Source organism: Chryseobacterium sp. RR2-3-20 (assembly GCF_017808115.1).
Taxonomy (GTDB): domain Bacteria; phylum Bacteroidota; class Bacteroidia; order Flavobacteriales; family Weeksellaceae; genus Chryseobacterium; species Chryseobacterium oryzae.
Genome location: NZ_JADQBD010000025.1, coordinates 1 through 25,667 on the forward strand (window position 1 = coordinate 1; position 25,667 = coordinate 25,667).

The 25,667-nt window shown below is 34.0% G+C and carries 27 protein-coding genes; all 27 read left to right on the forward strand.

Going from position 1 to position 25,667, the window contains the following annotated elements; all coding sequences use genetic code 11:
* The first annotated feature begins 298 nt into the window (after positions 1 to 298).
* The 27 genes from IV513_RS07760 (at position 299) to IV513_RS07890 (ending at position 25,629) form a co-directional block, all read left to right on the forward strand.
* Positions 299 to 667, forward strand: a complete 369-nt coding sequence (locus IV513_RS07760) for a hypothetical protein (RefSeq protein ID WP_209390027.1) — start codon at positions 299 to 301, stop codon at positions 665 to 667.
* Between the two features lie 85 nt (positions 668 to 752).
* Entirely contained in the window at positions 753 to 1,829 is a 1,077-nt protein-coding gene (atpB, locus tag IV513_RS07765) for a F0F1 ATP synthase subunit A (RefSeq protein WP_209390028.1), read from the forward strand.
* Positions 1,830 to 1,869: 40 nt separating this feature from the next.
* Positions 1,870 to 2,079, forward strand: a complete 210-nt coding sequence (atpE, locus tag IV513_RS07770) for an ATP synthase F0 subunit C (RefSeq protein WP_034675836.1) — start codon at positions 1,870 to 1,872, stop codon at positions 2,077 to 2,079.
* A gap of 86 nt (positions 2,080 to 2,165) precedes the next feature.
* Positions 2,166 to 2,660 carry a F0F1 ATP synthase subunit B gene (locus IV513_RS07775; protein WP_209390029.1) on the forward strand — a complete coding sequence of 165 codons (495 nt, stop codon included), beginning with the start codon at positions 2,166 to 2,168 and terminating at the stop codon, positions 2,658 to 2,660.
* Between the two features lie 2 nt (positions 2,661 to 2,662).
* Positions 2,663 to 3,202: an ATP synthase F1 subunit delta gene (gene atpH / locus IV513_RS07780; RefSeq protein WP_209390030.1), complete on the forward strand. Its 540-nt coding sequence runs from the start codon at positions 2,663 to 2,665 to the stop codon at positions 3,200 to 3,202.
* Between the two features lie 18 nt (positions 3,203 to 3,220).
* Positions 3,221 to 4,798, forward strand: coding sequence for a F0F1 ATP synthase subunit alpha (gene atpA, locus IV513_RS07785; protein ID WP_209390031.1), 1,578 nt, complete (start codon positions 3,221 to 3,223; stop codon positions 4,796 to 4,798).
* A 73-nt stretch (positions 4,799 to 4,871) separates the two neighbouring features.
* The gene (atpG, locus tag IV513_RS07790) at positions 4,872 to 5,735 is read left to right on the forward strand and encodes an ATP synthase F1 subunit gamma (protein WP_209390032.1); all 864 of its coding nucleotides are present in this window, start codon (positions 4,872 to 4,874) and stop codon (positions 5,733 to 5,735) included.
* 96 nt (positions 5,736 to 5,831) lie between these two features.
* A complete protein-coding gene (locus tag IV513_RS07795; RefSeq protein WP_209390033.1) occupies positions 5,832 to 7,187 on the forward strand; it encodes a hemolysin family protein in 1,356 nt (451 codons plus the stop codon).
* A gap of 2 nt (positions 7,188 to 7,189) precedes the next feature.
* Positions 7,190 to 7,495 (forward strand): ATP-dependent Clp protease adaptor ClpS, encoded by a 306-nt coding sequence (locus IV513_RS07800; RefSeq protein ID WP_209390034.1) that lies wholly within the window; start codon positions 7,190 to 7,192, stop codon positions 7,493 to 7,495.
* Positions 7,496 to 7,642: 147 nt separating this feature from the next.
* A complete protein-coding gene (gene udk / locus IV513_RS07805; protein WP_209390035.1) occupies positions 7,643 to 8,257 on the forward strand; it encodes a uridine kinase in 615 nt (204 codons plus the stop codon).
* A gap of 3 nt (positions 8,258 to 8,260) precedes the next feature.
* Complete coding sequence (locus IV513_RS07810) at positions 8,261 to 8,617, forward strand: septum formation initiator family protein (RefSeq protein WP_209390036.1); 357 nt, start codon at positions 8,261 to 8,263, stop codon at positions 8,615 to 8,617.
* A 31-nt stretch (positions 8,618 to 8,648) separates the two neighbouring features.
* Complete coding sequence (locus IV513_RS07815; RefSeq protein WP_209390037.1) at positions 8,649 to 9,809, forward strand: methylmalonyl-CoA mutase family protein; 1,161 nt, start codon at positions 8,649 to 8,651, stop codon at positions 9,807 to 9,809.
* Positions 9,802 to 10,950 (forward strand): class I SAM-dependent methyltransferase, encoded by a 1,149-nt coding sequence (locus tag IV513_RS07820; RefSeq protein WP_209390038.1) that lies wholly within the window; start codon positions 9,802 to 9,804, stop codon positions 10,948 to 10,950. The genes IV513_RS07815 and IV513_RS07820 overlap by 8 nt, the downstream gene beginning before the upstream one ends.
* A gap of 95 nt (positions 10,951 to 11,045) precedes the next feature.
* Positions 11,046 to 11,702 (forward strand): OmpA family protein, encoded by a 657-nt coding sequence (locus IV513_RS07825; RefSeq protein ID WP_209390039.1) that lies wholly within the window; start codon positions 11,046 to 11,048, stop codon positions 11,700 to 11,702.
* A gap of 78 nt (positions 11,703 to 11,780) precedes the next feature.
* Positions 11,781 to 13,160, forward strand: coding sequence for a dipeptidase (locus IV513_RS07830; protein ID WP_209390040.1), 1,380 nt, complete (start codon positions 11,781 to 11,783; stop codon positions 13,158 to 13,160).
* Between the two features lie 123 nt (positions 13,161 to 13,283).
* The gene (locus tag IV513_RS07835) at positions 13,284 to 14,756 is read left to right on the forward strand and encodes a T9SS type A sorting domain-containing protein (RefSeq protein WP_209390041.1); all 1,473 of its coding nucleotides are present in this window, start codon (positions 13,284 to 13,286) and stop codon (positions 14,754 to 14,756) included.
* 75 nt (positions 14,757 to 14,831) lie between these two features.
* Positions 14,832 to 15,539, forward strand: a complete 708-nt coding sequence (locus tag IV513_RS07840; RefSeq protein WP_209390042.1) for an SDR family oxidoreductase — start codon at positions 14,832 to 14,834, stop codon at positions 15,537 to 15,539.
* A gap of 148 nt (positions 15,540 to 15,687) precedes the next feature.
* Positions 15,688 to 16,434 (forward strand): electron transfer flavoprotein subunit beta/FixA family protein, encoded by a 747-nt coding sequence (locus tag IV513_RS07845; protein ID WP_209390043.1) that lies wholly within the window; start codon positions 15,688 to 15,690, stop codon positions 16,432 to 16,434.
* Between the two features lie 93 nt (positions 16,435 to 16,527).
* Positions 16,528 to 17,475 (forward strand): electron transfer flavoprotein subunit alpha/FixB family protein, encoded by a 948-nt coding sequence (locus IV513_RS07850; protein ID WP_209390044.1) that lies wholly within the window; start codon positions 16,528 to 16,530, stop codon positions 17,473 to 17,475.
* A gap of 171 nt (positions 17,476 to 17,646) precedes the next feature.
* Positions 17,647 to 18,246, forward strand: coding sequence for a bifunctional nuclease family protein (locus tag IV513_RS07855; protein WP_209390045.1), 600 nt, complete (start codon positions 17,647 to 17,649; stop codon positions 18,244 to 18,246).
* A 21-nt stretch (positions 18,247 to 18,267) separates the two neighbouring features.
* Entirely contained in the window at positions 18,268 to 19,602 is a 1,335-nt protein-coding gene (locus tag IV513_RS07860; protein WP_209390046.1) for an MFS transporter, read from the forward strand.
* Positions 19,603 to 19,719: 117 nt separating this feature from the next.
* The gene (locus tag IV513_RS07865) at positions 19,720 to 20,274 is read left to right on the forward strand and encodes an RNA polymerase sigma factor (protein WP_209390047.1); all 555 of its coding nucleotides are present in this window, start codon (positions 19,720 to 19,722) and stop codon (positions 20,272 to 20,274) included.
* Positions 20,240 to 20,926 (forward strand): hypothetical protein, encoded by a 687-nt coding sequence (locus IV513_RS07870; protein WP_209390048.1) that lies wholly within the window; start codon positions 20,240 to 20,242, stop codon positions 20,924 to 20,926. Before IV513_RS07865 ends, IV513_RS07870 begins: the two co-directional genes overlap by 35 nt.
* 121 nt (positions 20,927 to 21,047) lie before the next feature.
* Positions 21,048 to 22,130, forward strand: coding sequence for a hypothetical protein (locus IV513_RS07875; protein ID WP_209390049.1), 1,083 nt, complete (start codon positions 21,048 to 21,050; stop codon positions 22,128 to 22,130).
* Between the two features lie 148 nt (positions 22,131 to 22,278).
* The gene (locus IV513_RS07880; protein ID WP_209390050.1) at positions 22,279 to 22,674 is read left to right on the forward strand and encodes a hypothetical protein; all 396 of its coding nucleotides are present in this window, start codon (positions 22,279 to 22,281) and stop codon (positions 22,672 to 22,674) included.
* Positions 22,675 to 22,694: 20 nt separating this feature from the next.
* On the forward strand, positions 22,695 to 23,873 hold the full coding sequence (locus tag IV513_RS07885; RefSeq protein ID WP_209390051.1) for an acetyl-CoA C-acyltransferase: 1,179 nt from the start codon (positions 22,695 to 22,697) through the stop codon (positions 23,871 to 23,873).
* A 214-nt stretch (positions 23,874 to 24,087) separates the two neighbouring features.
* A complete protein-coding gene (locus IV513_RS07890; protein ID WP_209390052.1) occupies positions 24,088 to 25,629 on the forward strand; it encodes an MFS transporter in 1,542 nt (513 codons plus the stop codon).
* The last annotated feature ends 38 nt before the right edge of the window (positions 25,630 to 25,667 follow it).

Genomic DNA, 25,667 nt, shown 5'->3' on the forward strand with positions numbered 1-25,667 from the left:
CATCTACAAGCTAAATCGAAGATATTTTGGAGATAGCCTCTTTGAAAGGCTTATTATTGCTAACATTACAGGGTTATGATTAAAAACGGATAATCAATTATTTTTTAAAAGTGAGATGATTATTGCCATAAAAATGCCAAATTGTATGATAAGTAATCATTTAATATCTAAAAATGCATATTTTTTTCGAACTTGATTCAGATTCATTTATCTTATTCAAAAAAAGCAAAGAAAAAATATGTGATACTATAAATACATCAACATAGTTCTAAATATTTTTTTGGTAGTTTTGCAACCAATGGAAAAATCTTTAATAGTTTTAAAAGGATTAGGCTTGTTTTTATTGTTGTCGGCTTTGTTATTTCTATTACAATGGCAGTTGGCAGAAAATAATGTCTTAGTTCTCAATTACAGAATACATATTCTCATTTTTTTTGTTACGTTAATAAGTTTATTAACAATTCTAATTGTGTTTGCCATGGAAAAAAAGAATATAATAGGATTTATTTTTCTTGGTTTTGTGGTTTTTAAATTTTTTGCAATGGGATACATTGCTGTTTTTCAGAAAGAATTCAGGCTTCATATCGTGCCATATTTTGTGCTGTATTGGGTTTACCTATTAATTGAAGTGATTTTTGTTTTAAAATTAGTTAAAAAACAAGACTAATATCATATAATATAAAGTAGTATAATAACTAATAATCGAATTAAAATTTATATTTTTGCAAAAATTTTAGAAATAAAGTCTAGTCATGAGTTTTAAAAAACTGTTAATTGCCCTTTATCTTTTTGTATTCTGCTTCTCTTTTGCAGAGACACACGAAGGCGCTGCAGAAGCTGCAAAGGATGAAAAGTACAATCCGGTTCCTTTTATTATGCATCACATTCAGGATGCTCACAATTGGCATCTTTGGGGAGAAGGACACAATTCTGTTGGGATTTCTTTACCAGTTATACTTTGGGATAATGGTTTGAAGGTTTTTAGCTCAGAAAAATTCGGACATGAAGAGGAGAGTGTAGCAGATATTGACGGGAAATTTTATAAAGTTTATCACAATAAAATTTATGAAACTAATGCAGCGGGAGATTTAGATATGCACGAAGGGCATCCAACCAACAAACAGCCTTTAGATTTTTCTATTACTAAAGTAGTTGCTCAGATGATTTTGGCTGCAGTTATTTTGTTAATTATTGGTTTTGCTACAGCAGCAAGTTATAAAAAATCTCAGGTTCCTACAGGAATTGCGAGGTTTATTGAACCTATTGTAGTATTTGTAAGAGACGATATTGCTTTGCAGAATATTGGTTCTGTTAGATATAGAAAATATGTTCCTTATTTGGTGACTTTATTTTTGTTCATCTGGATTCTAAATATATTAGGATTGCTTCCGGGAGCCGCAAATACAACAGGTAACATTGCATTTACAATGGTTCTTGCCGTATTTACTTTATTAATCGTAAACTTAAGCGGTAGAAAAACATATTGGATGCACATGTTCGATCCATTGGGAAGCAACATGCCTTTTGCAGGGAAAATATTAGTATATATTATTTTAGTTCCTGTAGAATTATTAGGAATTATTACTAAACCTTTTGCATTAATGATTCGTCTTTTTGCGAACATGACTGCAGGACACATCATCATTATGAGTTTGATCGCATTGATCTTCATTATGCAGACTTATGCAATTACTCCGGTGTCATTAGGTTTATCATTATTCATTTATGTATTGGAAGTATTGGTAGCGGCTTTACAAGCTTATATCTTTACAATGTTGACAGCATTGTTTATCGGGTCGGCTGTAGAAGAGCCACACCACGATCATTAATTAAAATTAAAACGAAAACAACTTTTTAAATTATAATATTATGACAGGTAGTATCGCAGCAATCGGAGCTGGTTTAGCAGTTCTAGGTGTAGGATTAGGTATTGGTAAAATTGGTGGTAGCGCAATGGAAGGTATTGCAAGACAACCAGAACAATCAGGAAAAATCCAAACTGCAATGATTATCGCAGCAGCTCTTATCGAGGGTGCTGGTCTATTCGGTATCGTAGTAGCGTTACTAGGAAACGGATAGTAAACAAACAGAATTCTACAAACGGTTGGTTTGTAGAATTCTTTTAAAAAAGTTAAAAAACAAATTAAAAAAATAATTGATATAAAATGGAATTATTAACTCCTTCAATTGGTAACATATTCTGGACAGCAGTAGTATTCTTATTATTGGTAATTCTTCTAACAACTTTCGCTTGGAAACCTATTCTTTCTGCAGTGAAAACAAGAGAAGATAATATTCATGATGCTCTTAATCAGGCTAAATTGGCTAAAAAAGAGATGGAAGATCTTAAAGCAGATAACGAAAGAATTATTCGTGAAGCTAAAATCGAAAGAGATTCTATCTTAAAAGAAGCCAGAGAAATTAAAGACAGAATCGTAGCTGAAGCTAAAGACGCTGCTAAGTCTGAAGGAGATAAATTAATTGAAGCTGCAAGACAAACCATCAATGCAGAGAAAAATGCTGCTATGGCAGACATTAAATCTCAAATCGGTACTTTGTCTGTAAATATTGCTGAGTCTATTTTAAAGCAAAAGCTTGAAAATAACGAAGCTCAGAATGAATTGGTTCAAAATTATTTAAATAAATCAAACCTTAACTAATAATGCTTACCTCTAAAGTAGCTAAAAGATACGCACAGGGTTTACTGGATTTTACGAAAGAATCCGGACAAACCGAAGCTGTTTTTGCTGAAATGAAAGATGTAGTGAAGTTAATGTCTGAATCTAAAGATTTGAACACATTCTTCATGACTCCTTATATTGATGCTCATAAAAAAACTGAGGTTGCGAAAGAAATTTTCAAAAGTTTTTCGCCTGTTTCTCAGAATTTAATCAAATTAATCATCAAAAACGGAAGAGAAAGTCAGCTTAAAAATGTAGCACAGCAGTTCATTAATAAAGTTGAAGATATCAACGGTATTCAGAGAATTACGCTTACAACAGCTACAGAGCTTTCCAACGAAAATATGGAGCAGATTTTAAGATCTACTAATCTTGTAAATCAATCTGCAACTTTCGATCTTAAGGTAAACGTAAATCCTGAAATTTTGGGAGGTTATATTTTAAGAGTTGGAGATCAGCAGATCGATGCATCTGTAAAATCAAAATTGAATAAGATTAAAAAAGACTTTCAGTTAAATTAAGAAAAAAACAACCATACAATGGCAGAAATAAATCCGGCAGAAGTATCTGCGATCTTAAAACAGCAATTGGCCAACTTCGATACTCAATCTAATGTAGAGGAAGTAGGTACAGTTTTAACCATCGGTGATGGTATTGCTCGTGTATACGGGTTAGAAAACGTACAATACGGTGAGTTGGTGAAATTTTCTAGTGATGTAGAAGGTATCGTACTAAACCTTGAAGAAGACAACGTTGGTGTTGCTTTGCTTGGGGAAAGTAAATTGGTAAAAGAAGGAGACACCGTAAGAAGAACAAACAGAATTTCTTCAATTAAAGTAGGAGAAGGGATGTTGGGAAGAGTAGTAGATACTCTAGGAAATCCAATCGATGGTAAAGGTCCTATTACTGGGGATTTATATGAAATGCCGTTGGAAAGAAAAGCTCCGGGAGTTATCTATAGACAACCGGTAACTGAGCCTTTACAGTCAGGTATCGTAGCTATTGACTCGATGATTCCTGTAGGAAGAGGACAAAGAGAGCTTATCATTGGTGACAGACAGACAGGTAAAACTACTGTTGCGATTGATACCATTATTAATCAGAAAGAGTTCTATGATGCTGGTCAGCCAGTTTACTGTATCTATGTTGCTATTGGGCAAAAAGCGTCTACAGTAGCTCAGATTGTAAAAACTTTATCAGATAAAGGAGCTTTGGCATATACAGTAATTGTTGCTGCTAATGCTTCAGATCCTGTTCCGATGCAGGTATATTCTGCAATGGCAGGAGCATCTATCGGAGAATATTTTAGAGACACCGGAAGACCAGCTCTTATAGTTTATGATGACTTGTCTAAACAGGCAGTTGCTTACCGTGAGTTGTCTTTATTATTAAGAAGACCACCGGGTCGTGAAGCTTATCCTGGAGACGTTTTCTATCTTCACTCAAGATTATTGGAAAGAGCAGCAAAAGTAATCGCTGATGATACTATTGCAAGCCAGATGAACGATTTACCTGAATCTTTGAAACCAATCGTAAAAGGTGGTGGTTCATTAACAGCACTTCCAATTATCGAAACTCAGGCAGGTGACGTTTCTGCGTATATTCCTACCAACGTAATCTCTATTACAGATGGACAGATTTTCTTGGAGTCAGATTTATTCAACTCTGGGGTTCGTCCTGCAATCAACGTAGGTATCTCTGTATCGAGGGTAGGAGGTAATGCTCAGATCAAATCAATGAAAAAAGTTTCTGGTACACTAAAATTAGACCAGGCACAATATAAAGAATTGGAAGCGTTTGCAAAATTTGGTTCAGACCTTGATGCTTCTACTTTAGCGGTAATCTCTAAAGGGGAAAGAAACGTAGAATTATTAAAGCAACCGGTAAACTCTCCACTTCCTGTAGACAGCCAAGTTGCAATGATTTACGCAGGTACTGAGAACTTAATGAGAAACGTACCTATCAGAAAAGTAAAAGAATTCCAATTGGAATATATCGAGTTCTTAAGATCTAAGCATCCTGAAACTATGGCTGCAATTAAAGCCGGAAAAATAGATAACGATATTACCGGTGTTCTTAAGCAAGCTGCTAATGATATAGCTGCTAAGTATAACTAAAAAATTCAATGTTTGAGGTTTAAAGTTTTGAAATGTGCTTTAAACCTTGAACTATAAACATTGAACCTACAAAATGGCAAACTTAAAAGAAATACGAGGAAGAATCAGTTCAATATCATCTACGATGCAAATTACCCGTGCGATGAAAATGGTTTCGGCAGCGAAACTTAAGAAAGCGCAGGATGCTATTGTAATGTTGAGACCTTATTCTGAAAAACTTCAGGAGATTATCCAGAATGTAAACTCTAGTTCAGATCCTGATCAGGTTTCTGTTTTTGCTCAGAAAAGAGATGTAAAAAAAGTACTTTTTATTGCGATAACTTCTAATAGAGGTTTAGCGGGTGCTTTCAACTCTTCTGTGGTAAAAGAACTCAACAATCAGTTTCAGGATAATGCTCAGTATGATATTGAAGTTCTTACCATTGGTAAAAAGGTGTACGATGCTGTAAGAAAAGGACGTTCTGTTTATTCTAACGAAAGTTCTGTTTACGATAATTTAAGTTTCGATAGAATTTCTAATATTACTGAAGGAGTAATGTCCAGTTTTAAGGAAGGCAAATTCGATGAAGTTTATTTAATTTACAATAAATTCATCAATGCAGCTACTCAAGAAGTTACCACAGAACAACTGCTTCCTATTTCTATGCCTGAAACTGAAGAAAATTTGGTAGAAACAGATTATATCTTTGAACCTAACAGAAATGAGATTTTGGATAATCTAATTCCTAAGTCTATTAAAACTCAGGTTTTTAAAGCAGTTTTAGATTCTGTAGCATCGGAACACGGAGCGAGAATGACAGCTATGCATAAAGCTACCGATAATGCTCAGGCTTTGAAGAATGATTTGGTTATTTTCTACAATAAAGCAAGACAGGCTGCCATTACCAATGAGATTTTAGAAATTGTTTCAGGAGCAGAAGCACTGAAAAATTCTTAATCCAATTTCGTAAAAATATTAAGCACCGATACTTTCGGTGCTTTTTTTGTTATTATTATTTTGTATATCTTTGTAAAATAAATTATAAACTTCTAAATGGACTCGGACATAGTCAGGCTTTTGTTAGCCTTGTTTCTAGTATTATTAAATGGCTTTTTCGTAGCCGCAGAATTCTCAATTGTTAAAGTACGTTACTCACAAATTCAGCTTAAAGCTGCCGAAGGAAACTCTATGGCAAAGCAAGCTGAGCATATTATAAAGCATCTGGATGCATATCTTTCTGCAACTCAGTTAGGAATTACCTTAGCTTCTCTTGCCTTAGGTTTTGTTGGAGAAAGTGCTATGCATCATATGGTTCAGGGATTTCTTAATTATTTTAATATAGAATCTTTAGCACAATACTCTAATACGATTGCTTTAGTGCTTAGTTTTCTAATCGTTACCGTGATGCATATTGTTTTTGGGGAATTAATACCAAAATCTATAGCGATAAGGAAATCGGAACCGACAACGATGTTCATTGCCATGCCTTTACGCATTTTTTATATGGTTTTCAAACCGTTTATTTGGTTGATGAATTCAATGTCTAATGGTTTTTTACGATTAATTAAAATACCTCCGGCTACAGAAGGAGATATCCACTCTACAGAAGAACTTCAGCTTTTGGTGAAACAATCTGCAGATAGCGGAGAAATTGAAGAGGAAAACTACGAAATCATTAAAAATGCTTTCGATTTTACCGATCATTCGGCAAAGCAGATTATGGTTCCTCGACAGAATATTACTTCCATTAATTTCAGTGATGATGTTAATTCAATTATTAATGAAATTATGGACAGCGGTTATTCCCGTATTCCGGTTTACGAAAATTCTATAGACAATATTATTGGTATTCTTTACACGAAAGAAATTATCAGAGAATATGTAAAACGTAAAGGAGTTTTAAGCCATGATGATCTAAGAGAGTTGATGCGTGATTCATTTTTTGTGGTTGGAAGCAAGAAAATTTCAGATTTATTGAAGATTTTCCAACAGAAAAAGCAGCATTTGGCAATTGTAATAGATGAATTTGGTGGTACTGAAGGAATTATTACCTTGGAAGATATTCTTGAAGAATTGGTGGGTGAAATTCAGGATGAGGAAGATGATGAAGAAAAACTGGTAGATAAAGTAGGAGAAAATACGTTCTGGGTAAAGGCAACACAGCCTTTAGACGAAATTAATGAGTCTTTGCCTAAAAAACTTCCTCTTTCGGAGGAAAGTGAATATAATACTTTGGCAGGATTTATTCTTCACGAATTGGAAGAAATTCCGGAAGAAAATCAAGAATTCGATTTGGATGGTTATCATTTCAAAATACTGAAAATGAATAATAAAAGTGTTGAAATGGTTGAGTTGGAATACATTGAACCCAGTATTGTAGATGAATTAATAGACAAAATTGAAATTTAATAATGTTTTTTAATAATTCGATAAAAGATTACGAAAATCCCAAAAGAGAGTATGAAGAAGAGGTTTTAGTCTTGGATGAAACCGATGAAATATACAAATTAGTGCTTTATAATGACGATATCCATACCTTCGATGAAGTTATTGAAGCTCTTATACAGATTTGTAATCACGAACCCATGCAGGCTGAGCAATGTACCATGTTGGTTCATTACAAAGGAAAATGTACTGTGAAAACAGGCTCAATGGATCTTTTGAAACCGATGCACGAAAAACTTATTTCGAGAAGTTTAACAAGCGAAATTGTATAGAAAAAACTCCGGCAAATCGTCGGAGTTTTTTTGTTCTGCATTTTGCATTAATTCGGTTGTAGAGGAAAATACGGCTATCTTTAAGCTTCTCATTTCTATCTTCTAAATAAAATACTATATTTGTAAAAATAAAAACGAACACAAAAAATGCTTGTAATAGGAATTGCCGGAGGTACAGGCTCAGGCAAAACTACGGTTGTTGACAAGATTATTCAGCAGCTTGACATTGAAGGGATGAATATTCTTTCTCAGGACAATTATTACCATGATAATCATAATTTAACATTAGCAGAAAGAGAAGCTTTAAACTACGATCATCCCAAATCTATAGATTTTGATTTACTCATCAGTCACGTAAAAGCGTTAAAAAATAACGAATCTATAGAACAGCCTATTTACAGCTTTGTAACACACGGAAGAACCGGAGATCATGTAACTGTAGAACCTAAAAATGTTCTTGTAGTTGAGGGAATTTTGGTTTTAACCAACCCAGAGCTTCTTAAAGAGTTTGATCTGAAAGTGTTTGTTCATGCAGATTCTGATGAGAGACTAATTCGTAGAATCCGTAGAGATACGCAGGAAAGAGGGAGAGATTTGAATGAAGTTCTACACCGTTATCAAACTACCTTAAAACCAATGCATCAGGAATTTATTGAGCCTTCTAAAAATGAAGCCGATTTAATTATTCCGAACATGAGACAAAACTCTGTTGCTATTGATTTTTTAACCACTGTTATAAAAAATTCACTCAGAAAAAACTAAAATATGCCAGAAAAAGAACTTATTAAGGACATAAAGCCTAAATCTGAAACTTTCAGGTTTATTCAGAATTATATTCTGAACAAATATGTCATTACCATTGTTCTGTTTCTAGTATGGATGATTTTCTTTGATAAAACTTCTTTTTTGGTAATCCACGAGCTGAATGGCGAAATAGATAAATACCAAGAGCAGCTTCAGTATTACAAATCTGAGTACGAAAAGAATGATAAATTCTACAAAAAACTCATGAACAACAAATCTGAAAAAGAAAAATATGCACGAGAAAATTATTTTATGAAAAAACCTAACGAAGAAATTTTCATTCTGGTTGCCGACAGCTCTAAAGTTGCAAAAAAATAGTTTTCAAAATTACCCCAATACTCATCAGAATATGTCCAACGATACATTTACCAACTGGGAAAATTTAGTTAAAAAACAGCTAAAAACAGAAGATATTTATACCATTCTGAAAAAAGATAATCTTGAAGGAATTGAAGTGAAACCTTTTTACAATTCTGTAGAAAAACAGTTACCCAATTTTCCTAAAGTGGAAGAAAGTACCCATTTGGTGGCAGATTATCACGAAAGTCTGGAAGATGATGTTTTTGCATTTTTACTCAACGAAAATGTTGAAAATTTAACGGGTAAAACGGTTTTTATCAATAATAAAGACTTAGCAGAACACATCAGTCCGCAGGAAGAAGATCAATATTTTTCTTTAATTGATGTTTTTGATGAAAAAAATGCCAAAATAAACGATCAGCTGGTTAAAGAATTTTTGGCTAAAGATTTTACTCGAAATATCTGTATAGATGTTTCTTTGCATCAGAATGCAGGAGCTTCTATCGTTCAGCAGTTGGGGATTACTTTGGCAAAGACCAAAGAACTTACTGAAGTTTACGGTTCTGAAATTTTAAATAAACTGATTTTCAAATTGGCTGTAGGAGGAAATTATTTCTTCGAAATGGCTAAAATCCGTGCTTTTAAACTTGTTTTTAATGAGTTTTCTAAAGAGTTTGATCTGGATGAAGTTCCTTATATTTTTGCAGAAACTTCGCTAAGAAATAAATCTGTTTCAGACAGCGAAAATAATCTTATCCGTTCTACGCTGGAACTGGCTTCGGCAATGATTGGTGGTGCAGATGCAGTATATAGCAATGATTATCTGCTTCATCGTTCCACAGAAAATTCTCAGGAAATTTCTTTCAAACAGCAGATTGTATTAGCCTATGAAAGCATCATTAATGTATTTGAAGACGCTTCTAACGGAAGTTATTACATCGAAGATATTACAAAACAGATTGCCGAAAAATCCTGGAAATATTTTGTCGAAATTGAAGAAAAAGGAGGCTATTTAGACCTTTTGAAAGAGGGAAAAATTCAGGAAGATATTTTTAATCATGCATTTGAAGAGCAAAAATGGGTAGAAGAAGGAAAAATAAAGCTGATTGGAGTGAATCTGTATCCTAAATTGGAAATTAAAAAATCTGCGGAAGAATTATACCAAAAAGAAGAAATAAAAGCGGTTCGCTGGGCTGAAATGTATGAATAAGGTTATTTTACAGGAAGAAATTCAGCAATATATCCATGCAAATCTTACCAAAAATTTGCATTCTTTATTATTAAAAAAATCGCCGTTTCCCGAAGTTTCTATGCAGGAATTGGTACAGCAGATTAAAGGGAAACAGGTGGCACAAAAAAAATTTCCTTTTTTATTGAAAGAAAGAGTTGTATTTCCGCCGCAACTCAATATAGAACAGTCTTCTTCTGAAATTACTGCAAAATATAAATCTGATAAGATTAAGGGCAAAAAACTGATTGATTTAACAAGCGGTTTCGGTATTGATGCCTATTATTTATCCGAAAACTTTGAAGAAGTTACTCTGGTGGAACAAAATACCGAACTTTTGGAAATCGTAAAGCACAATTGGGATGTTTTAGGGAAAAAAGGAAGGTTTATTAACCAGCATTTAGAGGATTTTCTTAATGAAAATAAACAAAATTTCGATACAATTTATTTAGATCCTGCCCGAAGAGATCATAATAAGAATAAAGTTTTTTTGCTTGAAGATCTTTCACCAAACATTATCGAAATTCAGGAGAAACTGCTTTCCATTTCAAATGAGATTGTGATTAAGCTTTCTCCACTGATTGATCTTAAATATCTTGTTTCTGTCTTAAAAAATGTAGCCAAAATTGATATTATTGCGGTGAAAAATGATGTAAAGGAAGTGGTGATTTACCAGAAACGTGATTTTTCAGGTGAAATTTGGTGTAACTGTATCAATCTCGAATCAGAAGAACCTGCATTAAATTTTCATTTTAGCAAAGAAAAAGATGCTGTTGCAGAATATTCTGAACCGGAAAAATTTCTGTATATTCCGAATAATTCCATTTTAAAAGCAGGAGTATTTAACGTGATTTCAGAAGATTTTAAAATCAAAAAATTACATCCTAATACTCATATATACACATCAGAGACCAAAATTAAAGACTTTCCCGGAAGAGTTTTAGAAGTTGAAGTTATTGATTCTAAAGAGATTAAAAAGAAAGAACAGTTTAATATAATATCTAAAAATTATCCGCTGAAACCTGAAGATATTAAGAAAAAATATCAGCTTAAAGATGGCGGAAATCGCTATCTTATTTTTACGCAATCCAAAAAAGGTAAAATAATATTAAAATCAGTATAAAAATGTTGCCGAAAAATGCAATATTTCTTATTTTTGGGCAATATAAAATTTAGGAATTAAAATATTCCGACCGATTATTTTAAAAAAATCTACATATGAAAAAATTAGTGCTGTGTTTAGCTCTTGCAACTGTAGCGGTAAGCTGTAAAAAAATTCAGGCTGGAGGAAATAAAAATATCATCAAAATGGAAGAAGGTGCAGAAAGATATTCTGATGATGTACAAGGTGGGGGCGAATCTCATGGTACTGAAGGTCATGGTACTGAACATGCTGAAAAAAAAGCGCAGGTTTCAATTGATTTGAATGGAGTTGCTTTAAAAGGTTTTGCCAACGGAATGGAAGATAATATGATAAAATATCTTAAATCCGGTCAGTATGCAACAGCTACAGAAGACGGGTTAAAGAATGTGTGGTATAATTTTGATAATGTGAACTTTAAAATGGGTTCTTCTAATCAGCTGGAAGCAGGTTCTCAGGAGCAGTTAGATAATTTAGCCAAAATTTTGAAAGCCTTCCCTGAAGCTAAAGTTAAAATCGGAGGATATACAGACAAAACTGGTGACGAAGCTAAGAATGTTCAGCTTTCCAAAGCAAGAGCAGAGTTTATTAAATCTGAGCTTTCTAAATTGGGTGTTGATGCACAAATTGTTTCTGTAGACGGTTACGGAAGCCAGTTTGCAAAAGTAGATGCAAAAGCTTCTGATGCAGAAAGAGCTTCAGACAGAAAAATGGCTGTAAGATTTACAAAATAATTATCATATTAAATGAAAATATAAATGTCTTGCCTACGCAGGGCATTTTTTTTATTTTTAACAAAATAAATTTTTACAATGCAAGAAACTTTAAAATACATCAACGAAAATAAAAACCGTTTCGTGGATGAGTTATTTGAATTACTAAGAATACCTTCAATTTCAGCAGATCCTGCATATAAGCAAGATGTTCTGAAATGTGCCGATGTAGTAGCTTCTCACCTTAAAAATGCAGGAGCAGATCAAGTAGAAATATGCAAAACAGCAGGGTATCCTATCGTATATGGTGAAAAACTGATTGATGATAAGCTTCCTACTGTTTTGGTATACGGTCATTATGATGTGCAGCCTGCAGATCCTTTAGAATTATGGAAAAAACCTCCTTTCGAACCTTATATTGAAAAAACTGAGCTACATCCAGACGGAGCCATATTTGCAAGAGGAGCGGCAGATGATAAAGGCCAATTCTTTATGCAGATTAAAGCTTTTGAAGCGATGATGAAAACAAATTCTTTGCCTTGTAACGTAAAGTTTATTTTAGAAGGTGAGGAAGAAGTAGGTTCTGTAAGTTTAGGAACGTGGGTAGAAGAGAATAAAGAGAAACTTTCTTGCGACTGTATTTTAATTTCAGATACGCATATTTACAGCAATGAGCAGCCTACAGTAACCACAGGTTTAAGAGGTTTAAGCTATGTGGAAGTTGAAGTGGAGGGACCGAACAGAGATTTGCACTCCGGGTTGTATGGAGGTGCAGTTCCTAATCCAATTCATGTTCTTTCCAGAATGATTGCTAAATTAATTGATGAAGACGGACATATCACCGTTGATGGTTTTTATGACAATGTAGAAACTGTTTCGGATAAAGAAAGAGCAGAAATGAATAAACTGAAAGATAATCCTGAAGAGTTCAAAAAATCAATAGGATTAAATGATGTGGAAGGAGAAAAAGGCTACACTACTTTAGAGAGAACTTCTATTCGCCCTACATTAGACTGCAACGGAATTTGGGGCGGATATACAGGTGAAGGTGCAAAAACGGTTATTCCTTCTAAAGCTTTTGCTAAAATATCTATGCGTTTGGTACCTTATCAGACACCGGAAGAAATTACAGAAAAGTTTACCCGGTATTTCGAGAAAATTGCTCCTTCTAATGTAAAAGTAAAAATAACACCGCACCACGGAGGAATGCCTTATGTTTTACCTACGGATACTAAAGAGTTTTTGGCTGCAAAAACAGCTATGGAAACAGCTTTTGGAAAAGAGGTTTTACCTTACAGAGGTGGAGGAAGCATACCTATTACCGCTATGTTTGAGCAGGTTTTAGGGGCGAAATCTGTATTAATGGGCTTTGGTTTAGATTCTGATGCGATACATTCTCCAAACGAGCATTACGGTTTGTTTAATTTCTATAAAGGTATTGAAAGTATACCATTGTTTTTTGAAAATTATTCGAAGTAAAAAGTGAATTAATTTGTTAAATAACAGTCCTTGAGAAATTTTTCTTGAGGATTTTTTAATTATTTAAATTTTGTATTTAAACTTTTTTTATATTTACATTCAAATAATTAAAATTAAAAAATTATGAAAAAAGTTTTATCAACTTTGGGAGTAGTTATGCTTTCTCAATTTTCTTTTGGACAAGCTGATTGTGCGGGTGCATTAGCGATAGCTTCAGGTAGTACAACTACAGTAGCAAGTTATACGGGAACGTATATAGGTACTTGTGCTGGAAGTGGTGCAGCTACTACACCTAAAGCGATGTGGTATAAATATACTCCTACAGCAAATGGGGAGGTAACGGTTTCTTCTAACTTAACTCAAAATGATGGAGTATTAAAAACTGATGATACAAGATTATCAATTATTACTGGAGCTTGTACAGCATTATCTTGTTATGGTGGTAATGATGATATTTCTGCAAGTAATTATTTGTCTACAACAACATTCCCAGTATCAGCAGGTACTACCTATTATATTGTTTGGGATAACAGATGGAGCGATTTAGGATTTGATTTCACTATGAATTTTAACGCTGTATCATGTATTAGACCAAATGAGTTCAGTATTAATACACCTATCGCAACAAACACTACTGGCGCAACAGTTAGCTGGGGTGCTGCTGTGGGAGCACCTGCTTCTTATGATGTAGAATATGGAGCAACAGGATTTACACAAGGATCTGGAACTACGGTAAATACTACGACAACGAGTGCATCTATCAGCGGAGCTGCAGGAGCTACTCTTTCATATTACTTAAGAAGTAACTGTACAGGTTCTCAAAGTGCTTGGATTGGACCATATAGAGCATTTACTGCATTGAACGCAACTACAACGGGTTATCCTTATGGTTTTGATAATACAAGCGGTTTTGCAGCTGATGGATGGTCGGGAGCTTGGTCTACAAATAATGCTGCAGGTAATCCTCAAGCTGGTGCGCAAATGGTGTTCTCAAACTCAAGTACTGTAGCAACTACTGCTACCGACAGATGGCTGTATTCTAGACCAATTTATTTGACTGCTGGCAACTCTTATCAGATTACTTTCTATTTAAGAAATTTCACTGCCGCAACACCAATACCTGCACAAAGTTTGCAATTAAAAGTTGGTAATCAACCTAATCCTGCTGCGCAGACAACTACTGTTTGGTCTACAACAAGTTTTGCAGCATCAACTTGGACACAGATGACAACTCAGTTTAATGCGACTACAAGTGGAGTTTATTATTTTGGTTTCTATCATAATACGCCTGGTGCTGCTGGTGCTGTTTCTCTTGCTCTTGATACATTCAATATTGCAGCCGGAGTTTTAGGAACAAAAGATGTTAATACTAAAAATGTTAAATTTACTATCGATCCTAACCCAACTTCAGATGTATTAAACATTAAAACAGATTCTAAAATCAATGCGGTTTCTGTGGTTGATATGGCAGGAAGAAAAGTTGATGTTAAATTAAATGGTTCGCAGGTTGACGTGAGAAGTCTTTCAACAGGAACTTATTTAATCAATGTTGAAACTAAAGATGGTATTTCTACAGAGAAATTCATTAAAAAATAATAACTGATTATTTCAGTAAAAAAATCGTTCCTTTTGGAGCGATTTTTTTATTTTAGACAATTAAAATTTTAAAAAATGATTCAAAATAAAGTAGCATACATTACTGGCGGAACAAAAGGTATTGGTTTGGGAATTGCTGAAGTTTTATTGAAAAATGGCATTATGGTAGCATTTTCGGGAAGAAAAAAAGAGGATGTAGAAAAAGCTGAATATAATTTAAAACAAATCTCGCAGAATGTTTTGGGTATTGTTTCCAATGTAAAAAGTCTGGAAAGTGAAAATGCTGCGATAGAATCTGTCAAGCAAAAGTTTGGGAGATTAGATTATGTGATTGCCAATGCCGGGTTAGGTATATTTAAGCCTGTAGATCAGCTTTCCGCAGAAGAATGGAATGATATGATAGATACCAATCTTACCGGAGTTTTTTATACGTTAAAAGCTTCAGTTGAAGAATTAAAGAAAACGGAAGGGTATTATATTACTATTTCCAGTTTGGCTGGAGCCAATTTTTTTGAAAACGGAACCGGTTACAATGCTTCAAAATTCGGGGTGGTTGGCTTTACTCAAGCTGCGATGATCGATTTGAGAAAATATAATATTAAATCGACAGTGATAATGCCGGGTTCGGTGGCGACTCATTTTAATGGTCATATCCCGTCCGAAAAGGATTCTTGGAAAATTCAGCCTGAAGATATGGGCAATCTTGTTTTAGATATTTTGAAAATGAATCCCAGAATTTTACCGAGTAAGATTGAATTTAGAGCAACAAAACCTCAATCTTAATAACTTATAATGCGTTGAATAATAAATATATAACTGTTATGCATGCATAATATATTTTTTATTTATATTTACAAACGTAACAGACAAAAATTGCAATGCAGTTTTTTAATGAATATTAAGCAGGAAAAATAAATAATCAAAACAGAATATGAAAATATTAGTTTGTATCAGTAGTGTTCCGGATACTACTTCAAAAATCAACTTTACAGCAGATAAATCTGCATTCGACAAAAACGGAATTCAGTGGGTAATCAATCCTTTGGATGAATTTGCTTTAACAAAAGCGGTAAAATTGCAGGAATCTCAAGGTGCTACGGTAACCGTTATCAATGTTGGAGACGCAACTACAGAGCCTGTGATAAGAAAAGCTTTGGCTATTGGAGCAAACGATGCAGTACGAGTAAATTTAGATCCTAAAGACAGTTTCTCAACAGCTAAAGAAATTGCTGCAGTTGCCCAAAATGGAGGTTACGATTTAATACTTTGTGGTAAAGAATCTATTGATTATAATGGAGGTTCTGTTCCAGGAATGGTTGCACAGCTATTGGATCAGCCTTTTGTGAATGCTTCTGTTGGTCTTGAAGTAAATGGTGCCGAAGCAACTGCTGTAAGAGAGATTGAAGGAGGTAAAGAAACTATTTCGGTGAAATTACCGGCTGTTTTTGCAGGTCAGAAAGGTTTGGTAGATGAAAAAGATCTAATTATTCCTAATATGAGAGGGATTATGTCTGCAAGAACAAAACCTTTGCAGGTAGTAGAACCAGTTTCTGCGGAAGTAAAAGTTCAGGGTGTTTCTTACGATTCAGTTCCTCCAAGAGCTGCCGTTAAAATGGTTTCCCCGGATAACCTTGATGAATTGGTAAGATTGCTTCATGAAGAAGCTAAAGTAATCTAAAAGCTGGAAGCTGGAGGTTAGAAGTAGGACGTTTAATTCGATTTCTAAATCCATTCTAATCATTTAATTTTTTAATCATTTAATTTAAAAAAAATGGCAGTATTCGTATACGCAGAAAACATAAACGGAGTTTACAAAAAAGCAGCTTTTGAAGCAGTTTCTTACGCAAAAGCAGTAGCAGACCAAACGGGAGATACCGTTACGGCAATTTCTGTAAACCCTACAGATTCTTCAGATTTATTATACAAATATGGAGCATCAAAAGTAATCAACATAAAAGACGAAGGTCTTAAAAATTTCTCGGCAAAAGCTTACGCACAGGCGGTAAGTGAAGTGGCAGACGGAAATATTATTGTTTTCCCTCACACTACCGATGCTTCTTCAGTAGCACCAATGTTGGCGGTAATGAAGAACTATTCTTTAATAACGAATGTTTTGGAAGCTCCCGAAAGCCAGTCTCCATTACAGGTAAAGAGAAAAGCTTTTTCAGGAAAAGGATTTATGCATGCCAAAGCTGATGGAACAGGCGTTATTTTAACCGTTTCTCAAAATGCTTTCGGTGTAAAAGAAAATATAGTTTCTGGGTCTGAGGAAGTAAAAAATCTTTCTGTTTCTAATGAAGATACCAAAGTAATTTCACACGAGCAGAGTTCAGGAAAATTAGACTTAAAAGAAGCGGAAATTGTAGTTTCTGCAGGAAGAGGGCTAAAAGGCCCTGAAAACTGGGGAATGGTAGAAGATCTTGCTAATGTTCTTGGGGCAGCAACAGCTTGTTCTAAACCTGTTTCAGATATCGGATGGAGACCTCACACAGAACACGTAGGTCAAACGGGTAAAGCCATCGCACCTAATTTGTATATTGCCATTGGTATTTCTGGAGCTATTCAGCATTTGGCTGGTGTAAACTCATCCAAAACTATTGTAGTAATCAACAGTGATCCTGAAGCTCCTTTCTTCAAGTCTGCAGATTATGGAGTTGTTGGAGATGCTTTCCAGATTATTCCTGCACTTACTGAGAAAATTAAAGCATTAAAAGGATAAATAGATTGATAAATTGTTGGTTTTTTTAATTTGTTGTCTTTTTTAATTCAACTTGTTAATAAAGTTCATCACTTTACATCTTAATTCATCAATAAAAGCTCGGCTTCCGAGCTTTTATTTTTGTCTAAAAAAGTAAAACCTACAATAAAAAATTAATTTATATTTGTAGTCATGGATTATAAACAGCTCATCATACGCGGAATATCGTATAGCCAGACGCAATCTGGAGCTTACGCATTGCTATTGGAACATGAAGAATCTCATATAAAATTACCGGTGGTTATTGGTAATTTTGAAGCCCAATCCATCTCTTTAGGCTTAGAAAAGGATATTCATCCGCCACGTCCGCTTACGCATGATTTATTTTCAAAATTCATTGTTTCTGCTAATTATCGGTTGATTTCGGTCATTATTTATCAGATTGTAGACGGTGTTTTTTTCTCAAATATCAACTTCAAGAATTCAGAAACTCAGGAAGAGCTTATTCTGGATGCCCGAACTTCGGATGCTGTTGCAATGGCAGTTCGGTTTGATGCACCTATTTTTACGACCCAACAGGTTCTCAATGAAGCAGGAATTCTTCTTGAACTGGAAGAAGTAGCTAAAGAAGACGAAAATTTTTCTGAAACAGTATCGTCTGAAGAAGGGCTGCAGTCGGTTTCTATGGATGAACTCCAAAAATTACTAGATGATGCAGTAAGAGAAGAGGATTTCGACACTGCTCTGGAAATTCAGGAAGAAATAAAAAGGCGCAAAAAGAAAATAGATTAAAGGATTATTACTAAAATAAAAATGAATTTAAAATTACGATTAATTATCCTGAGCTTTTTACAGTTTGGGGTTTGGGGAGCTTATCTTACTTCCATGGGTAATTACTTAGGTTCGGTAGGATTGGGTTCCAAAATCGGACTGTTTTATGCCATGCAGGGTATTGTTTCCATTTTTATGCCTGCCATTATGGGGATTATTGCAGACCGATGGATTCAGGCACAGAAACTTTTGGGAATTTCCCATTTTCTTGCGGCGGTATTCTTAATCTGGGCAGGATATTACGGAATGACGGCAGGGGAACATGTAGAATTTTCAAGGCTTTTTCTTCTTTACAGCTTAAGTGTCACTTTCTATATGCCGACCATTGCACTTTCTAATTCTGTAGCCTATACCGTTTTGGTGAATAATAATTTTGATACCATTAAAGCATTTCCGCCCATTCGAACTTTGGGAACGGTAGGTTTTATCTGTGCAATGCTTTTTGTGAATTTTGCAGGAATTAAAGATGGAATTTTCCAGTTTAATTTTTCAAATGCGACGGATTTTCCGAGTTTCCAAAACAGTTATAGTCAGTTTTTTGTTTCAGGTGTTTTAGGAATATTGCTTTTTATTTATTCATTTACTTTACCGAAATGTGAGGTTAATCAAAGTACAGAAAAACGTACCCTTTCGGATGCTTTAGGGTTGAAAGCTTTTGCGTTATTCAAAGAGAAAAAGATGGCAATTTTTTTTATTTTCTCTATGTTTTTGGGAGTTTCGCTGCAAATTACCAATGGTTATGCCAATCCTTTCATTACAAGTTTCAAAGAAATCCCCGAATTTTCAAATACATGGGGATCCAACAATGCCAATGCTTTAATTTCTTTATCGCAGGTTTCAGAAACGCTTTGTATTTTACTGATTCCGTTTTTTCTGAAAAGATATGGGATTAAAAAAGTAATGTTGATGGCAATGTTTGCATGGTTCCTAAGATTCGGATTATTTGGTTTAGGAAATCCGGGTGGAGGAGTTTGGATGTTCGTTTTGTCGATGATTGTATATGGGATCGCATTCGACTTCTTTAATGTTTCGGGATCTTTATTTGTAGATAAAGAAACAGATAAAAGCATTAGATCTAGTGCACAGGGCGTTTTTATGATGATGACTAACGGTTTTGGAGCCACTATCGGTATGCTTGGAGCTCAGGAAGTGGTTAATCACTATGTTTTTTCGCAAACTGATCCTTTACTTCAATTGGAGGGATGGAAGACATCTTGGTATATTTTTGCTGGTTATGCGCTGATAATTACCATTGCTTTTGCCATTGTTTTTAAACATAAGCATAATCCTAACGAATTAAAAGATATAAAACATTAATATTTTATTGTTTGATTTTTAATAAATTACAATGCACTTTTTTCTGAATAGTGCATTTTTTTATATTTTCAGGCAACCATTTTGAAATAAAACGGTCTTATAGATAGAAACTAGTTAATGAAACATTTAGAACAGAATTTTAAACTTGCCAAAAAACAGGAACGCAAAGGCCAGAAAGCGCTTTACGAAATGTTTTCTGCTAAAATGCTGGCGGTAGCAAATTCTTATACTAATAACATTCATGATGCTGAAGATGTGCTCATGAATGCTTTTCTAAAATGCTTTCAAAAGATTGGTGACTGTCGGGATTGGAAAAGTTTTCCTTTTTGGCTAAGGAAAATTGTTGTGAATGATTCTATAAGTTTCGTGAGGAAAAATAAGAACATCATGTATGCAGATTTGGAAGTTGCAGAGGATGTTTTGGAAGATCAGGATAATCATTTTTTGAATGAAATCAATATTGAAGAAATTTTTTCTCAGATGCCAATTGGTTATCGACTGATTTTTAATTTGTATGTATTTGAAGACAAAAAACATCAGGAAATTGCAGAAATTCTCAATATTTCTGAAGGCACAAGCAAGAGCCAACTGAGCAAAGCCAAAAAATGGATTGCAGATTATCTAAAAACAAAAGAAAATGGAAAAAAAAATACTGAAACAATTAAAAACTGAGTACGAAAGCCGCGAAATAAAACCTTCTGTCGATCTTTGGGATCAAATTGAAGGTGTATTGGAAAAAGAGTCTGAAACGGTTCAGAAACCTTTGTTTAAATGGTGGAAGTACGCTGCCGTAATTGTTTTTCTGATTTCGGTGAGTGGAATATTGTATGTCTTACAGGAACATTCTTCACCAGTTTCTGAAGTTAAAAATATTGTTGATAATTCAAAAAAGACAGAACAAAAATCAAATATAATAACGGTGGAATCTTCCACAGAAAAAAGAGTTGTTAATCATTCGCCTTCTGAAAATCAAATAAAAATAAAAGATAATTTTCCTTATACAGAAAGTAAAAAAAGCTCTGAAATTGTAATAAATAATAACATTAATTTTCATTCTCAAGATAATAATGTTATTGATAATAAGCTGATTGCAGAAGTAAAAAATGAGATTGTAATTCCTAAAAGTTCAGTAGCAAAAAACAAAAAAGTAAGCTACATTACTGCAGATGATCTTCTTTTGGGTAGAGAATTGGATAAAACCAGGGAAGAAAACTCCAACGATCAGCGTAGATTTGGCGTTATTGATATGAGTAAAATTAAGGGACCTAATTCTTTAAAAATTTTTGGTATTACGGTGTATTCGGATTCTTTAAATAATAAATAATTCAGATGATTTTTATAGGATATTACTGTTTGGATTTTCCGAACAGAAGAACTTCACTGCCTGAAAAATTCAAATCCAAAAATCATTTCTTCAAAAAAATAAACAATTAAATTTAATAAACATGAAAACTAAACTTACTTTAATTGCAGCTTTATTTGCATTTTGCTATGGACACTCGCAGGATAAAAAATACACAGATGTTCAGATCAGAAATTATTCTAAAAAAATTGACAGTATTATTGTCTCCGAAAAGGGAAAAATGAATATTGAACTGGATGCTCTCGAAAAAAACTTTAAAGAGAATAAAATTTCTTCGGAAGAAAAGCAAAGCCGCCGTTTGGAAATTGCCCAAAAATATGAAGATATTATTAATGGTAAAGTTGAAGAGCAAAAAAACACTCTCGAAGCCGCTACAAAAGAACTTGTGAAAAATTCTGTGATGGGGAAAAGCAGCATTTTTGAAGAATTAAAATTTTCTCAAAACAATGCCTTACTTAGTTTCAGAGATCCAAAAAAAACTAAAAAAGAGCTTTTGGAGAGCGTTGATATCAATTTTTCATTGGGTTTCACCAATCTTACAAAATCTGCAGGCTCAATGGCACTTTTTAATAAAGATTCAGATGTTCTTTTTGGTAAATCTACTTCATTAACGTTTGAAGTCCGTTACACCAATCAGTTAGGAAGCCTCACTTCTCCGATATTCTACAGAATTGGTTTAGGAGGAAGAAGCGATGGTTACAGACTTGCCAATTCTAAAGTGATTACACAAACAGGAAGCCAAATCTCGTTAAGTGATTTTTCTTTAGGAACTCTTAGAGGTTCATCAATTTCCAATAATTATGTTATTGTCCCGGTAGATTTTGTTTTTGTAATGAACCCGAAATATACAGTGGAAAATGGAGAAAAAATGCTGGACAATTCTAAAGGTAATTTCAGACTTACTGCTGGAGTTTATGGAGGTGTGCGTTATCTTAGCCAAAGTATTGTACAATTTGAAAATTTTAATGGCAACCGTTCTGCAAACAGAGAAAATATTAACGGCTCGGCAAATAATTTTCTTTTTGGAGGAAAATTGTCTTTAGGATATGGTGCTCTTAATGTATTTATTAAAAAAGATTTTACGGCAGCTTTTAATGATAATGCCCAATTAAGTAATAAATATGGTATTCAGATTGGTTTAGAATTATTGTATGTTAATTTTTAAATATTTCTAAAAATTAATTAAACATTAAATAATTGATAATTATTACCTTATTTATTTGTTTAATAGATATTATCATTATTAAATAAATGATTTTAAAACATACTTACAAAAAGTATGTTTTTTTTTGTACTTTGGCATTTTAAGACTTATGAAAAATATTCAGCTTTTAGGATTGGTTTTGGTAATCATAGGAAGTTTTCTTCCTTTGGTGCATGTTCCGGTAATAGGAAACTGGAACTACTGGAAAGTAGATCATTATCTGGCTATTGCCTGCTGGATTTTTAGCGGATTGGCATTATTGGGAATCGTAAACGGAATTCAGAAATTGGTTAAAACAAGTGCTGTTTTACTTATTGTTCTTTTTACTTTTACTATTTTGGCTACTAAATATCAGGCATTCAGTTATTTCAGTTTTTTACCATTCAAATCTTGGACAGAAACTTTGGCTTCTACCGTAAAATTGAAATGGGGATGGTTTGCTGAATTTGCAGGAGCTTTCATCTTGCTTTTCTTTTCTAAAGCTTCAAAAAATAATTTAAATTAATACAATATAAAAATCTACACATGAAAGAAGTATTCATTGTTTCCGCAGTAAGAACTCCAATGGGAAGTTTCATGGGAAGTTTATCAGCAGTTCCGGCTACAAAACTGGGAGCTACAGTGGTAAAGGGAGCATTAGATAAAATAAATCTTGATCCTAAAAACGTACAGGAAATCTATATGGGAAATGTTCTTCAGGCAGGTGAAGGGCAGGCTCCAGCAAGACAGGTAGCTTTGGGTGCAGGGCTTTCCAACGAAACGCCTTCCACTACCATCAATAAAGTTTGTGCTTCAGGAATGAAAGCTGTTATGATGGCAGCACAATCCATCAAAGCAGGCGATATGGATGTTATTGTAGCAGGAGGTATGGAAAATATGTCTATGGTTCCTCATTATTACAACGCAAGAGTTGCCACGAAATTAGGTGATGTAAAAATGCAGGACGGAATGGTTCTAGACGGTCTTACAGATGTTTATAACAAAGTTCATATGGGTGTTTGTGCAGAAAAATGTGCAACAGACTATCATTTCACAAGAGAAGATCAGGACAATTTTGCCATAGAATCTTATAAAAGAGCTGCAAAAGCGTGGAGCGAAGGGAAATTTGCTGAAGAAATAGTGCCGGTATCCATTCCTCAGAGAAAAGGTGAGCCAATTGTTTTTGCTGAAGATGAAGAATATAAAGCGGTAAATTTCGACAGATTGCCAACGCTTCCAACGGTGTTCAAAAAAGAAGACGGAACCGTAACAGCAGCCAATGCATCTACATTAAATGACGGTGCTTCTGCATTAATTTTGGTTTCTAAAGAAAAAATGGAAGAATTGGGTTTAAAACCTTTAGCTAAAATTGTTTCTTATGCTGATGCAGCCCAGGAACCGGAAAACTTTACAACAGCTCCTGCAAAAGCACTTCCTATTGCTCTTAAAAAAGCGGGTCTGGAAGTTTCGGATATTGATTTTTTTGAATTTAACGAAGCTTTTTCAGTAGTTGGCTTGGCGAATAATAAAATTTTAGGTTTAGATGCATCCAAAGTTAATGTGAATGGTGGAGCAGTAGCTTTAGGACATCCGCTTGGAAGTTCTGGATCCAGAATTATTGTTACTTTAATCAATGTTTTAAAGCAAAACAATGGTAAATATGGTGCTGCAGCAATCTGTAATGGAGGTGGTGGTGCTTCAGCTATTGTTATTGAAAATATTTAATTATTGTTTTTAAATAAATCTTTGGAATCCGGAAGCAATAGTTTCCGGATTTTTTGTACTTCAATTTTGCTTTAAATGATTTGTTAATTAATCTGTTTCTTCATATAAAAATCCTTTTTATTTTAACAAATCAATAAAATTGATACTAAAAAAAATAAAAACTCCTGAATGTTCAGCGGTTTTTCTATTTTTGTGAAACTAATTCCTTTAGATAATGTCTGAAAAAGAAATTCAACCGACTCAAAATATAAAGAATAACCCGAAAATTATGAAAGCTTGGGCAGTTTACGACTGGGCAAACTCGGTTTATTCATTGGTAATTACTTCTACCATATTTCCGATATATTATTCCATAATTACCACAGCGTACGAAAAGAAAGAGTTTGTGCAGGAAAGCGGAAGGTGGATTGATGTTCCTGTAAGACATATGATTCATATTTTAGGGAAAGAATATCAGCCGGATGCAGTTTATGGTTATTCTTTAACAATTTCTTTTCTTATTGTGGTGCTTCTTTCACCATTTTTATCTTCATTGGCAGATACGATTGGAAACAAGAAATCTTTTCTTCAGTTTTTCTGTTATCTGGGAGCGACTTCTTGTATGGGATTGGCGATGTTTACAGGGATGCATAATGTTTTTTTAGGACTGCTTTTCAGTATAACCGCTAGTGTTGGGTTTTGGGGAAGTTTGGTTTTTTATAATTCTTTTCTACCCGATATTGCAACAAGAGATAAGCAGGATGCTTTGTCCGCAAAAGGATATGTTTACGGATATATTGGTTCTGTAGTTCTTGTGGTGCTTTGTTTGGTTTTAATTATGGTTTTGGCAAAAGGAGAAGAGCAGAAACTTATATTTACAAGAATTACATTTTTACTTACGGGAGCTTGGTGGTTTGGATTCTCTCAATATACATTCAAGCATTTGCCTCAGTTTGGGGATGTTAAAGAAAAACTTCCAAAGGATTTAGTACTTCTGAATTACAAAAATATCTTCAAAAAACATGAAGAACAAGGTGGCTTTTTCGAAGTTTTGAAAGATAATATCAGTTTTTACAAAGATATTGCTAAAGAAAGCTTTAGAGAGCTTTTCAGGGTTGGAAAAGGTCTTTTTAAAGACAGAAATCTGAAATTTTTCTTATCCAGCTTTTTCTTTTACAGTGTTGGGATGCAGACTATTTTCTTAATGGCAACCCTTTTTGGTAAAAGTGAGATTAATCTGGCTCAGGATAAACTTATTGGTACTTTGCTGATTATTCAGATTGAAGCTATTATAGGAGCTGTAATTTTCTCAAGACTTTCCAAAAGAGTCGGAAATAAAAACGTAATTTCTATTGCAGTCATTCTATGGATTGTTGCTTGTATTTGGGCATTCTTCCTGAACAAAGAAAATCCTACAGTAGAATATCAGTTTTATGGTGTTGCGGCCGTTGTAGGATTGGTGATGGGCGGTCTTCAGGCAATGTCCAGATCTACTTATTCTAAGCTTTTACCGGAAGATTCTATGGAAAATACTACTTTTTTCAGCTTTTATGATGTTCTAGAAAAGCTGGCGATTATAGTGGGAACTTTCGTTTTTGCATTGTTTATAGATAAGTATGACGCATTAATTGATATTTTTGCCAAGATTAATATTGCCTTACCTTCAGCTTCAGGAATGAGATTTGCGGCTTTCTCTATGGCGATATTCTTCTTTATTGGTCTCATTTTAATCCGTTTTCTGAATGTACCTAAAAGACAGCACAGAGATACGTTATAAATGGCTTAAAATTTGTTAAAGTTTGAGCAGAATAGCTT

What these genes read in the sequence shown, in the direction of transcription:
- IV513_RS07760 (WP_209390027.1), top strand. Translation starts at nt 299, where the DNA reads ATGGAAAAATCTTTAATAGTTTTAAAAGGATTAGGCTTGTTTTTATTG.
- atpB (WP_209390028.1), top strand. Translation starts at nt 753, where the DNA reads ATGAGTTTTAAAAAACTGTTAATTGCCCTTTATCTTTTTGTATTCTGC.
- atpE (WP_034675836.1), top strand. Translation starts at nt 1,870, where the DNA reads ATGACAGGTAGTATCGCAGCAATCGGAGCTGGTTTAGCAGTTCTAGGT.
- IV513_RS07775 (WP_209390029.1), top strand. Translation starts at nt 2,166, where the DNA reads ATGGAATTATTAACTCCTTCAATTGGTAACATATTCTGGACAGCAGTA.
- atpH (WP_209390030.1), top strand. Translation starts at nt 2,663, where the DNA reads ATGCTTACCTCTAAAGTAGCTAAAAGATACGCACAGGGTTTACTGGAT.
- atpA (WP_209390031.1), top strand. Translation starts at nt 3,221, where the DNA reads ATGGCAGAAATAAATCCGGCAGAAGTATCTGCGATCTTAAAACAGCAA.
- atpG (WP_209390032.1), top strand. Translation starts at nt 4,872, where the DNA reads ATGGCAAACTTAAAAGAAATACGAGGAAGAATCAGTTCAATATCATCT.
- IV513_RS07795 (WP_209390033.1), top strand. Translation starts at nt 5,832, where the DNA reads ATGGACTCGGACATAGTCAGGCTTTTGTTAGCCTTGTTTCTAGTATTA.
- IV513_RS07800 (WP_209390034.1), top strand. Translation starts at nt 7,190, where the DNA reads ATGTTTTTTAATAATTCGATAAAAGATTACGAAAATCCCAAAAGAGAG.
- udk (WP_209390035.1), top strand. Translation starts at nt 7,643, where the DNA reads ATGCTTGTAATAGGAATTGCCGGAGGTACAGGCTCAGGCAAAACTACG.
- IV513_RS07810 (WP_209390036.1), top strand. Translation starts at nt 8,261, where the DNA reads ATGCCAGAAAAAGAACTTATTAAGGACATAAAGCCTAAATCTGAAACT.
- IV513_RS07815 (WP_209390037.1), top strand. Translation starts at nt 8,649, where the DNA reads ATGTCCAACGATACATTTACCAACTGGGAAAATTTAGTTAAAAAACAG.
- IV513_RS07820 (WP_209390038.1), top strand. Translation starts at nt 9,802, where the DNA reads ATGAATAAGGTTATTTTACAGGAAGAAATTCAGCAATATATCCATGCA.
- IV513_RS07825 (WP_209390039.1), top strand. Translation starts at nt 11,046, where the DNA reads ATGAAAAAATTAGTGCTGTGTTTAGCTCTTGCAACTGTAGCGGTAAGC.
- IV513_RS07830 (WP_209390040.1), top strand. Translation starts at nt 11,781, where the DNA reads ATGCAAGAAACTTTAAAATACATCAACGAAAATAAAAACCGTTTCGTG.
- IV513_RS07835 (WP_209390041.1), top strand. Translation starts at nt 13,284, where the DNA reads ATGAAAAAAGTTTTATCAACTTTGGGAGTAGTTATGCTTTCTCAATTT.
- IV513_RS07840 (WP_209390042.1), top strand. Translation starts at nt 14,832, where the DNA reads ATGATTCAAAATAAAGTAGCATACATTACTGGCGGAACAAAAGGTATT.
- IV513_RS07845 (WP_209390043.1), top strand. Translation starts at nt 15,688, where the DNA reads ATGAAAATATTAGTTTGTATCAGTAGTGTTCCGGATACTACTTCAAAA.
- IV513_RS07850 (WP_209390044.1), top strand. Translation starts at nt 16,528, where the DNA reads ATGGCAGTATTCGTATACGCAGAAAACATAAACGGAGTTTACAAAAAA.
- IV513_RS07855 (WP_209390045.1), top strand. Translation starts at nt 17,647, where the DNA reads ATGGATTATAAACAGCTCATCATACGCGGAATATCGTATAGCCAGACG.
- IV513_RS07860 (WP_209390046.1), top strand. Translation starts at nt 18,268, where the DNA reads ATGAATTTAAAATTACGATTAATTATCCTGAGCTTTTTACAGTTTGGG.
- IV513_RS07865 (WP_209390047.1), top strand. Translation starts at nt 19,720, where the DNA reads ATGAAACATTTAGAACAGAATTTTAAACTTGCCAAAAAACAGGAACGC.
- IV513_RS07870 (WP_209390048.1), top strand. Translation starts at nt 20,240, where the DNA reads ATGGAAAAAAAAATACTGAAACAATTAAAAACTGAGTACGAAAGCCGC.
- IV513_RS07875 (WP_209390049.1), top strand. Translation starts at nt 21,048, where the DNA reads ATGAAAACTAAACTTACTTTAATTGCAGCTTTATTTGCATTTTGCTAT.
- IV513_RS07880 (WP_209390050.1), top strand. Translation starts at nt 22,279, where the DNA reads ATGAAAAATATTCAGCTTTTAGGATTGGTTTTGGTAATCATAGGAAGT.
- IV513_RS07885 (WP_209390051.1), top strand. Translation starts at nt 22,695, where the DNA reads ATGAAAGAAGTATTCATTGTTTCCGCAGTAAGAACTCCAATGGGAAGT.
- IV513_RS07890 (WP_209390052.1), top strand. Translation starts at nt 24,088, where the DNA reads ATGTCTGAAAAAGAAATTCAACCGACTCAAAATATAAAGAATAACCCG.